Origin of the sequence: Photorhabdus viridis (assembly GCF_040256935.1) — a bacterium.
GTDB classification, from domain to species: Bacteria; Pseudomonadota; Gammaproteobacteria; order Enterobacterales; family Enterobacteriaceae; genus Photorhabdus; species Photorhabdus viridis.
In genome coordinates, this window is the sequence record NZ_JBEJZY010000056.1 from 16,514 (window position 1) to 27,509 (window position 10,996).

General features: G+C 47.8%; 11 protein-coding genes and 1 pseudogene. 11 read left to right on the top strand and 1 reads right to left on the bottom strand.

What is annotated here, in order from left to right:
* Positions 1–55 precede the first annotated feature (55 nt).
* From ABR397_RS19560 to qatD, 7 genes are all read left to right on the top strand, one after another.
* Entirely contained in the window at positions 56–571 is a 516-nt protein-coding gene (locus tag ABR397_RS19560; protein ID WP_350307198.1) for an ABC-three component system middle component 1, read from the top strand.
* A complete protein-coding gene (locus tag ABR397_RS19565) occupies positions 568–3,552 on the top strand; it encodes an AAA family ATPase (protein WP_350307199.1) in 2,985 nt (994 codons plus the stop codon). Before ABR397_RS19560 ends, ABR397_RS19565 begins: the two co-directional genes overlap by 4 nt.
* Before the next feature lie 87 nt (positions 3,553–3,639).
* Positions 3,640–4,557, top strand: coding sequence for a hypothetical protein (locus ABR397_RS19570; protein ID WP_350307200.1), 918 nt, complete (start codon positions 3,640–3,642; stop codon positions 4,555–4,557).
* Between the two features lie 123 nt (positions 4,558–4,680).
* Entirely contained in the window at positions 4,681–6,465 is a 1,785-nt protein-coding gene (locus tag ABR397_RS19575; protein WP_350307201.1) for a KAP family P-loop NTPase fold protein, read from the top strand.
* Positions 6,465–7,217: a hypothetical protein gene (locus ABR397_RS19580; RefSeq protein WP_350307202.1), complete on the top strand. Its 753-nt coding sequence runs from the start codon at positions 6,465–6,467 to the stop codon at positions 7,215–7,217. Before ABR397_RS19575 ends, ABR397_RS19580 begins: the two co-directional genes overlap by 1 nt.
* The gene (gene qatC, locus ABR397_RS19585; RefSeq protein ID WP_350307207.1) at positions 7,199–8,518 is read left to right on the top strand and encodes a Qat anti-phage system QueC-like protein QatC; all 1,320 of its coding nucleotides are present in this window, start codon (positions 7,199–7,201) and stop codon (positions 8,516–8,518) included. Before ABR397_RS19580 ends, qatC begins: the two co-directional genes overlap by 19 nt.
* A gap of 8 nt (positions 8,519–8,526) precedes the next feature.
* The gene (gene qatD, locus ABR397_RS19590; protein ID WP_350307203.1) at positions 8,527–9,240 is read left to right on the top strand and encodes a Qat anti-phage system TatD family nuclease QatD; all 714 of its coding nucleotides are present in this window, start codon (positions 8,527–8,529) and stop codon (positions 9,238–9,240) included.
* A 50-nt stretch (positions 9,241–9,290) separates the two neighbouring features.
* Here the strand turns inward: qatD and ABR397_RS19595 are convergent.
* Positions 9,291–9,401 (bottom strand): annotated as a pseudogene (locus ABR397_RS19595) (tyrosine-type recombinase/integrase); the annotation flags it as partial.
* Positions 9,402–9,476: 75 nt separating this feature from the next.
* Between ABR397_RS19595 and tnpA (ABR397_RS19600) the strand changes: the two are divergent.
* From tnpA (ABR397_RS19600) to ABR397_RS19615, 4 genes are all read left to right on the top strand, one after another.
* Positions 9,477–9,686: an IS66 family insertion sequence element accessory protein TnpA gene (gene tnpA / locus ABR397_RS19600; RefSeq protein ID WP_350307204.1), complete on the top strand. Its 210-nt coding sequence runs from the start codon at positions 9,477–9,479 to the stop codon at positions 9,684–9,686.
* On the top strand, positions 9,683–9,985 hold the full coding sequence (tnpA, locus tag ABR397_RS19605) for an IS66 family insertion sequence element accessory protein TnpA (RefSeq protein ID WP_350307205.1): 303 nt from the start codon (positions 9,683–9,685) through the stop codon (positions 9,983–9,985). The genes tnpA (ABR397_RS19600) and tnpA (ABR397_RS19605) overlap by 4 nt, the downstream gene beginning before the upstream one ends.
* The gene (gene tnpB, locus ABR397_RS19610; protein WP_021326832.1) at positions 9,979–10,314 is read left to right on the top strand and encodes an IS66 family insertion sequence element accessory protein TnpB; all 336 of its coding nucleotides are present in this window, start codon (positions 9,979–9,981) and stop codon (positions 10,312–10,314) included. Before tnpA (ABR397_RS19605) ends, tnpB begins: the two co-directional genes overlap by 7 nt.
* A gap of 63 nt (positions 10,315–10,377) precedes the next feature.
* Positions 10,378–10,996: IS66 family transposase zinc-finger binding domain-containing protein (locus ABR397_RS19615; RefSeq protein ID WP_350307206.1), on the top strand; the 619-nt coding region annotated here is incomplete at its 3' end.

Genomic DNA, 10,996 nt, shown 5'->3' on the forward strand with positions numbered 1-10,996 from the left:
TATAACCAAGCGTGCTAAGGGCCGCTATGAAGTTCATTTTCCCGATGTGGACGAAATGGTTTCACCCTCAATTGATATCGGCATGACTGCAATACAACTCAGACGCATTAATCGGGAAAATGCTGGATGGCGAACAGTGCTGATCACAGCATTTCCTAGTAACGTGGATAATATCCAGAGTGCTTTCCGATGGGCCGCTGATATCCGGGACATACTTGCAGAGCCGCAGACAGCAGACCTTTACATGTTTATGCTCATCGATGGAGTTGAGTCAGAAGATGCTGCCCGTTTTGAAACGGACGATCGATTTTGCAGGAAGGTGGTACTCAGACAGCAGGAAGATATTGACTCCTTCCTTGATCGTAGTTTTCTGGCGTCTTTAACACCTGCGAGAGGTGGGAATGATATCAGCGATCCTCTGCTAGCGTCTCTGAACTCGATGGGTCAAGCACACTCTTGGATAGAACCTCACCTCGAAACATGGCGTGAATTGTTGCTCTCTGAGAAATCTGGCGATGAAATTGTTAATGCGCTGAGGGATATGATGTTTGGAGAGAAGGACTTTCAATGAAACAACTTAAATCTATCACGCTCTCAAATGTCCGCCGATACGGTACCGACACCAAAATTGAGCTCAGTGGCGGTGCAACCATTTTACTGGCCCCTAACGGTACGGGGAAAACGGCCTTCTTCGAAGCGATCGAATTTAGTCTCACGGGTAATATTTCTCGTCTAGGCGAGAATCTTTCACCCATTATCAGGGACAGCCAGACAGTCGCTAAGGTGGTCTTGGATTTTGGGGATGTACAAGCCTCTGCGCAGGTGAGCAACGGAGGTGACGTCGAAAGGACTGGTGATTTAAGCTCTCTTTTTCCGGATACGAAGTCGGAGGACATCCCCTTTTTATTAAGACTTACCCACTTACTGGATCAGCGCGAGGGACAATGGCTGGTCAAAGCGGATGCAAAAGTTGCGGGCGCTCAACTGGCTCGTTTGCCACTCGGTAAAGATGGAACCCTAGTTAGCAATGCTCTTGGCGGCATTCGCCGCGTTCTCACTGAGAAGCTGAAGCATGCAAAGGGAACCCTTGAGGCGCTGGAAGCTGAGTTTGCGGAATGGCAAAGTCTGATTCTTGATCGGGACCAGGCCGCATCTCAATCTCAGGGGGCCCTGCGCAGTAAAGAAAACATCGCAGAATCAATCTCAGACATCGCTCGCAATATTCAGAGTGCAGAACAATTGCCAGTAGGTTTATTAGTTCCGCCAGTGGGTATCAGCAATCTGGAAACTATGCACGATGCATTAGAGCAAACAGTACAAGCAAAGCTGAGCCGACTTCGCGAACAGATTTCAGCGCTTATGGAAGTGGATGGACTAATTGGCAGGTTCGTTTCTGAGCAAGCGCGTTCTGAGCAGCTTGGCAATGCGCTTATAACTGCTAAAGAGGAGCTGACACAAAAACAACAGGAACGATCTCAGCTAGTTGATAAAAAAGATAAACTCCAGAAGGAACTCGTCACAGCTGAAGCAGAACGTGATGTAATTATACAGCAGCTTAACCGGCTCAATAGTGAGGCGCGAACCAAAGAGGCCTTCGAACAACGTAAGCTTGATTTGGCGTCAGCTGACAAAGCGTTGGTCGACGCCCAGTCTCGGGCATCAGCCTTGAGGCACGCACATGAGGGGAACGAACAGCTCCGTATTGAACATGAACTTATAAATAAACAGCGTAAGTCTCTGCAGCTTGTAGATAGTGAAGTACTTACTGCTCATCAACTTATCAAGCGCTGGGAAGACATTCTTCAACATATTGCGACCATTACCGACTTGGTTAGCAATGAGGAAATTCAGGAACGTGTACTTCAGGAGCGTCTTCATACCGCGAACACGTTAAAGGCATCAGCTGAAACAGATGAGCTTTCAGTGAAGCAGTTCCATGAGATGCTCACGTCTACTGCTGACTCTATAAGGCAATCCGTAGCAACAATTGCCGCATATTTACCAGAGGATCGCGGGGACTGCCCTTTATGTGGAGTGGAACATGGCGCTGTCGTTCTTCATGAACGCATTACCAGATCATTAGAGGCTCTAGACCCCAAAGTTATCGAAGCAGAACAGCGCGTTAAAGCAGCATCCGATCACTTGCGTAAATGCACAGAAACAGTGACGCATGCCGAGACAGAATTGAAAACGTGCCAGAGTAAAATTGTTGAGCTGCGAGGCGATATCGTTCGCTCAGAAGCGGAGATCAATCAACTCAAAACAAACATCCTTCTTGACGGAGATACGGTACAACTAGCGAGAGCATCTATTCAACGTCGCGAAGAATCAAATGCTTCAGCGAAACAGCAGCTTGACGAAAAACAGCTTAACCTTGCACCCTTACCAACACCTGAAATATTGGAAGCGTCTAAAAACGTGTACCAAACATCGACTCGTGAACTGGATACTGCGCGGCAGAATCGGGCCGGAGCCTTGGCTAGTCTTGAACAAACAACTGCTGCACTAGTTGCAATAACAGCAGGTGCACCCCCTTCAAAAACGCTGACTGATTTATCAATTGAACAAAACAAAAATACGATTCAACTCTCTGAATTAAAATCGAAAATTGAGGCTGAGCAATCTGCATTGGATAGACAGAATATCCCTTTAACTGAAGCTAATAATAAGATAAATGGCCTCGAAAAGCAGATTACTAACGCTCAGGCTCAGCTAGCCTCAATCCGGTATTCATGGAGACAACTGTCCTTTACCGGCGATCCCGCTCTCGAAGTGGCGAGCAGTAAAGAGATTCAACTGCAGTCATCCGTTGCTGACCTGTCCCGACATTCAGAACAGTTACAAACACTCAAAATTGAGATTGGTACTTGGAGTAAGCTGGAAGAGACTCGTTTGGCACAAGGGCTTATAGATCGTCGCCGAGGAACATCATCGGAGCAGGAATTCGCTACGAGCTTTAGCCAGCGAATTGATAACGAGAGAACAAATCAGACGCAGTTGCTGCAATTATCTGAAGCGATGGAGACGCTCAATCGTTGCCTATCTACTGAGATCTCGAATGTACAAAAACATGTGCTCTCTGTCGTTCCAAGGTGGCAGGCTTTGCTCAAACGCGTAGTCAGAGAACAGCGCTTTACTGACACCAGTTTGGGTTTTCGCAGTATCTACAGAAAGGAACATGCTGAAGTATCTGTTCCGTTACATGGGGAGTCAGTACCAGTTCCGGCGATAGCGAGCGAAGCTCAGCTTACTGATCTACAGCTTACCTTCTTGCTCTCCATGGCATTGGAACACCAGTGGTCCTCATGGCGCTGCCTGCTTCTGGATGACCCAACACAACATCATGACCTGGTCCACGCAGCATCCGTATTCGATTTACTGCGTGATTACATAGTTGATCATGGCTTCCAGGTTGTAATTGCAACACATGATGCCCTTCAAGCCCGTTATTTCATGCGCAAACTGCAAAATGATGGTATTGATGCACGCTTGTGGTCTCTCGTTCCAACACCTGAAGGGGTGACGGCATCTGAGATGCGGATAACCAGGTAATCTAATAGTGCGTGCCCGGTGATAAAGCAGAGCTGTTGGGCTCTCAACCTGAGAAAACTCGAGGGCTGTTTATTTTAGGAGGAAAGGATGGAATCTGCTCGTGATAAACGCACCGGAGAAAAAGTCGATGCTGAAGAACTCTGGTTGTTGGATATTGTTGATACCAGCGGTTATGTCTGCTGGGGATGCGGAATCGAGATGTATCCTTCCGCCTGGAAAATAGGCAGTAAGAAAAGACCGTCGTTTAGTAAAATGCCAGGAAAAGAACACATTAACTGCGATGCTGATGCCGAGAGCACTGTTGTTAAGCAGGGCCAGAAGAAAAGCGTCCGCCATCTCTTGGACAGTGCACCGGGTTTGATACCAGTAGGGTTAAAGTTGATTGAAAAACGTCCAGTTGTTGATCCTGACGCAACAGGTGGTGAAAACAGTTCGAGCACAACACGTTCTGCATCATCAACATCCAGTAGTGGCAATGCCCCAACACGGCAATCGCGTCGTCCGGTTAATGCTATTCGTCAGATTTGTAGAGCGTTTATTCACTTCCCGTATGATCGAGGTATGTCACTACATATACCGGATATTGATGCCGATACTTACATGTCCGTCTTTAAAAAACTTAAAGATCCTATTCAGTCCTATCCGGAGCAACGGATTTTCTACTCACAGCTGTTGTGGCAGAAATTTGAGCAAGATGAGAATCGGATTGTCATTCCGCTTTCGGGAGAATGGGTTAAAGATGAATCCGGAAGGCTCAAGCCTTCTCGAAGTTACAAACTCCATGTGGAATGGAGCAGCTGGTCCCAAGCTAAACGCACAGCACTTCGAAATGAGCTGGAGGCCGCCCAGGAAGAAGCGAAGGATGCGGGGAAGAAAAAGTTAAAAGACAGGGCTCAGATTTTCTTCATCGGTGAGCAAAGTACCGAGGACCATGAGGTCTTCTACGTAGCCGATTACAGGCTGATTTGTGCGATCGTAGGACATATCACCTATCCGAGAATTTAAAGTAAAATCAGAAAGTTGAGCTGTAACTCCTAACAAGTTGAAAACCGAAACATACATCTTTAATAAACTTTGCCTTGGTTGGTTTAAATCTTCCATAAGTCGAGAGAAATAAAGGATAAATAGATGTGGTCAGATAAGGAATCATCAGAGGATTACCTAAATTTTGGTGAAGTATCTCAGCTAGCAGTAGATGTGCTTACCACCGAAAATATGTTGCCAGTATCAATCGGCATTTTTGGTAACTGGGGGGCTGGCAAATCTTCACTTTTGAAACTGATAGAGCAAAAACTTGAGCAAGATGACAAAGATTGGATAGTAATTAATTTTGACTCTTGGCTCTATCAGGGCTACGACGATGCGCGTGCTGCCCTACTTGAAGTAATCGCTACAGCCTTGACAAAAGCTGCGGGTGGTAATACGACTCTTGTCTCAAAGGCAAAGAGACTTTTAAGCCGAGTTGATGGGTTTAGAGCAATGGGTTTTCTGGCTGAGGGAGCTGCTTTATTTGCTGGTGTTCCTACTGGCGGTTTGCTTTCCAGAAGCATTGGTGCATTTAGGAATGCTACTGATGGCATCCAGAGCCAGGAAGAATATGAGGCTTTGAGCAACCTGGCTAAAGAAGGTAAACAAGCTGCGGATGGTTTGATTAAACCAGATGCTAAAAAAAGCCCTCCACAGCAGATTGATGCTTTTCGTCAGGAATATGGGGAAATTTTAGAAGAGCTTGGTAAGCCACTCATCGTAGTAATTGATAACCTCGATCGCTGCCTGCCTGCTAATGCCATCCATACTCTTGAAGCCATCAGGTTATTCCTTTTCTTAACTAATACTGCCTTTATCATTGCAGCGGACGAGGACATGATTCGTTCTTCTGTGGCTGATTACTTCAAAGGGGCATCCCAACGTCATCAAATAGACTATCTCGATAAGCTCATCCAGGTTCCTATTAGGGTGCCAAAAGCTGGGGTGCGTGAGATTCGTTCATATCTGTTCATGCTTTATGCTATTGAGCATGGCTTGAAAGGCCAAAAACTTACCACGCTTCGCGGCGGGCTAGAAAAGGCATTGCAGCAATCCTGGAAAGATGAACCAATTACTCGGCAGGACGCTCTTAAAATGACTGGTGAATCTGAGGATAGTAATCTCGCTTTAGCATTTGCACGTGCGGACCGCATTGCTCCGGTATTAGCCAACTCTCCAATTATTCATGGCAATCCTAGGATCGTTAAACGCTTGTTGAATGTTGTCAAAATGCGTTCTCAAATTGCTAAACGACGAGCTATGCCTTTGGATGAAGCAATCATCACTAAGTTGGTAATCTTTGAGCGATGTGTTGGAGTAGATGGTACCGCTGACTTATATCACCTCGTGGATATTGAACAAGGCATGCCCCAACTGCTTAAACAGCTTGAAGAAGCTGACGGTCAAATACCTTCTGAAGCGCCAAAGACATGGACTGATAATCCAACAACTAAATCTTTTATTGCTCAATGGGCCCAGCTTGAACCGCGCCTTGGTGGAATCGATTTAAGAGCCGCCATATACCTCTCCAGAGAAACCATGCCAATAGGTGCATATGTAGTTGGTCTGTCTCCATCTGGACGGGAAGCATTGAATGCACTTATTGAATTGAAAAATACCAGTTCTCCTACAGCAGAAGCTCTTCTGGAAACGCTTCCGCGTGAGGAACAAGTGCCGGTAATGGAAGGTTTAATTAGCCAGTTGAGGCAAGTATCGGATTGGGCTCGTAGGCCTAAAGGTTTTTCTGGTGCATGCCTCTTGGCTCGCCACTCGGCAGATGCGGCCAGTATATTTATTCGTTACTTGCAGGAGTTGCAGCAGGGAACGAAGCCACCAGTATGGATGGCTGCAGCACTAAAAGATGAACAATGGAATAAGGACGCTTAATGGGAACTTCACAATCAAGTACAGGCCCGGGTGGTGGTTCTCCACTGGTTCCACCATGGGCTGATGATCAGCCACAGCAACCCTTAACCCCGCCTCAAGAACGAAGGTTTGCGCCTTTTCGGGAGTCTTTGGGAAATGCAGTATCAAACGGTAATAGAGCAGACTTCAGAAAAGCCATAGGGCATTACGCGCGAAAAGCCTCTGGAGGAAGCAGTAGTGCAGCTCGACGATTAGGGAGTGTCACACAGGCAGGGGGCGGATTGTTCGGGGCTCTGGCGGGAGTGCAAGCGGCTCCAGGAGAACCAAGCATTGATTTGGGAAGTTTGGCTGGCCTTCCATGCGAAATGGCAATATCAGCCATTGCTCAAGCTTTAACGTCACAGGATGGTGATTCAGAAAAGATTTGTGCAGCCATGAATCATGCCTTAGTGGAAGCTCTTGATGGTGTAGCAATTTTCGATCCTCAAAAAATAACTGATGGTGTGATCGTTGACACAATGATTTGTTATTTAGCTGAAAGCATTTTTCTGCAAATGGTCATGGATTCTAACAAGGCATGGAATAAAGCGGACACTCCTTCAAAGGCCATTCATGCAGAAACTGAACTTCGAGAATTGATCAAAGTTGTTGTTGATAAGCATATGGCTCCAAAACTTGTCGGTAACATTAGAACTTTTACGAAAAATCAAATGGTTAAAATCGAGCGTCAGGTAATTATTGAGGCTTGGCAAGAATGGGAGGCCTATCAATGACACACTTAGTTTTCCATCATGATCATCGTCTCTTACCGCCAGCAGGTGAGAACTTGTTACCCGTACAGCTTTATGGATTAAGTGGGCAGGGGCGGGGTGATATATCTATTATTGGGAATCCTGCTATTGATCGAATTAAGCGCTTGGGAGTCAAAATTCCAGCTCAGGTCATGGATTTTTTGAGCATCGCACTAGCGGTTACAGCGGCTGATACCTTCGTTCAGCGTGAAAGCTCTGAGGATGGTTGGACTCGTCAATTCTCGCTACGACTTCCCCTTCATGAGCCATCTCGATGGATTGCTTTAAAGAAGGAACTTGAAAGCGCTTTGCATTTTCTTAGTGGAGACATCTGGGATTTCGAGTTTTGCACTGGTGGTTATGCACCGCCTGAAGCATATAGTCAACATTCAAGATTTCACCTGATTAAGCTCAAAGAACTTGATTGCATCAGCTTATTTTCGGGAGGATTGGATTCGGCTATTGGCGCAATAGATCTTCTGACAGTGGGGCGTGCTCCGCTTTTGGTTAGTCATGCTTACAAAGGAGATAAGTCACGACAAGATCAAATTGCTGAAAGATTGAATGGTCGATACTCACGGTTTGAAATTAATGCTGATCCGCATCTATATCAAGGGGTAACTGACATTACGATGCGAACGCGGAGCCTCAATTTTCTTGCTTTTGCGGCAGTGGGCGCTTGTGCTGTTCAAGAAGTATCTCAACAAAAAAAGGTCGATCTTTTTGTGCCCGAAAATGGGTTTATCTCGTTAAATGCACCACTAACCCCACGCCGGATCGGTACGTTGAGTACACGAACAACACATCCATATTTTATTTCCAGCATACAACAACTCTTTGATGCGGTCGGAATTCCTTGCCAAATAATCAATCCATATCAGTTCAAAACAAAGGGGCAAATGGTCTCTCAATGCTTGAATAAGCAACTCTTATCTGACGTCGTAGAAAGTACGGTATCTTGCAGTCATTGGAAACGAACGGATCAGCAGTGCGGGGTATGCGTACCGTGCATCATTCGACGGGCATCGCTTCATGCTGGGGGGATTAGTAGAGACGCAGATTACACTTTCCAGTCCTTGGCTAAAGTAATGAATGAAATTGATCGCAGGGATGATCTTATCGCTCTTAGGATTGCAATCGCACAGAGATCGACTTCTAGAATAGGGACATGGATCGCCAAGAGCGGTCCTTTATCTGTGGCAGCATTCAATGATTTTAAGCAGGTGTTTTTGGATGGCTTAAATGAGGTTGAAAACTTCTTAATGAGTGAGGGCATTGTTTGAGCATCGACATGCACTGTCATCTTGACTTATATCCTCAGCCAGAAAAAGTGGCTGAGGAGTGCAGGCGTCGAGGGACTTATATACTGTCAGTAACAACGACACCTAGAGCATGGCATGGGACCTCTTTACTGGCTAAAGAAAGCCAACGAATCCGAACCGCTCTTGGGCTCCATCCCCAAATTGCACATCAAAGATCGCATGAGTTAGAGCTGTTCGATTCACTACTTTCTGAGACAAGGTATGTTGGCGAAATAGGGCTTGATGGAGGTAAGGGGTTTAAAGAACATTGGGACGTCCAGCTGAAGGTATTTCGACACATACTCAGTAGCGTGCATCGTGCTGGCGGTAAGATTATGACTATTCACAGTCGGGGAAGTGCATCAGATACCATTGATGAGATTGAAAATATTGATGGCATAGCGATATTACATTGGTTTACTGGGACACCAAAGCAGCTAGAAAGAGCAATCGATTTAGGGTGTTGGTTCTCCGTAGGGCCCGCTATGCTCGATACAATTAAGGGGAAGGCGTTGGCTTTGAAAATTCCTAAATCACGCATTCTTACAGAAACCGATGGGCCATTTGGTAAGTTTCGTAATGTTCCACTAATGCCATGGGATAGTGAGATAGCCGAGACTCAGTTAGCCACATTATGGGGGGTGAGCCTGATGGATGTTAAAGCTCAGCTTTCTGATAATTTAAGAAGACTGTGTAGTTATTAAGTGTTTAGATAAAACGAATAAGCGCTCCCTATGAATCGCTTATTCGTGTATTAGCCGACAAGCCTTATACCTCCAATACCCTCGCCAATCATACTTCCGTGGTCAGCCGCCATCACGAAATCAGCCCACCATTGCATCATCGGGCGACGCTGTTCCGTAAACGTCCGGTGAACTCACCTTGCTCCTCTCATTCGGTTCATGCACGCTAGGTTTTTGTCTTAACCTTGTGAGGAACCATGAGCCGTAGCCGATATACCCCGGAGCAAAAACAACACCATGTGACCCAATGGCGCCACAGTGACCTGACCCGAAAACAGTATTGCGAACAGCATCAGCTGAGTTTTTCCTCTTTCCGTGGTAAGAGTCCGGTCATCTCACCTTGTTCTTCCTCCCTGGCCCATGCACGCTACCGCTTCCTTATCTTCACCTGGAGACTGACACCATGAGCCGTAGCCGATATACCCCGGAACAAAAACAGCAACATGTGACCCAATGGCGCCACAGTGACCTGACCCGAAAACAGTATTGCGAACAGCATCAGCTGAGTTTTTCCGCTTTCCGCGACTGGATTGCCGACAGTAACAAAATACCCCAACCTCTCAGCCAGACACTGCCCGCCCTCTTGCCGGTTTCACTTCAGCCTGACGACGCGCACACCGTCACCCTGCATACCCCAGACGGGTATGCCATCGCCTGTCCATTGACGCTGTTGCCTGACGTGATGCGGGTACTGGCCCGATGCTGAAACCGCAACAGCTCTTTCTGGTGCGAGAGCCTGTCGACATGCGCCGGGGCATTGATGCCCTGACCCAACACCTCGAGGGACTGAATTTGCGCTGGCAGGAAGAAGCCGCTTTTGTCTTCTGCAACAAGGCCCGCTCCCGCCTCAAGGTCTTGCGCTGGGACCGTCACGGCGTCTGGCTGTGTACCCGCCGTCTGCACCGGGCCCATTTTGTCTGGCCGAAGCAGGGCGAACGCAGCTGGGTGATGACGCCCGCCCAGTTTGACTGGCTCATCCGCGGCATTCACTGGCAACAGGTCGAGGGGGATGACCTGTCCGGCTGGCGAAGCTAATTCCGCTACCCCGGTCACACTTTTACCGGATAACGACGGGGAATTATCCGGTACACTATCGGCATGACGCTCAATGACTTAATAGCGCTGGATGACCCCGGCCAGTTCCGCCTGCGGGCACTGGCGCTGCTTCAGCAACAATGTGATTATATTCGCCAGCTGGAAGAGGCCCTGAAACAGGCGCAACGCTGGCGTTTTGGCGCGCACAGCGAAACCCTGCCTGCCGGTCCCAAACGCAGTCAGTTTGAGGAAGATGCCGATACCGATATCGCGGTGCTGGAAACCCAGCTGTCACGCCTGCATATCAAGGAAAATGTGCCCGCGTCTCATCCTAAACGTCAGCCTTTGCCGACGACATTACCCCGTGAAGATATCCGGCTGGCGCTGGAGACGGAGAGCTGCCCGGATTGCGGTCATGCCCTGCGCTTTTTGCGTGATGAAATCAGTGAGCGGCTGGAATATCGCCCCGCGACGTTTGTTGTCCGGCGTTATGTCTGTCCGCAGTACAGCTGCGCGCGCTGTCAGTGTGTGCATGCTAAAGCCCAACCCGCCCACCTGATTGAAAAGGGTATTCCAGAGCCGGGGTTGCTGGCTCAGGTGGTGGTCGCCAAATATCGTGACCACCTGCCGCTCTACCGTCAGCAGCAAATCTATGCCCGCAGCGGCGTAACCCTGGCCCGCA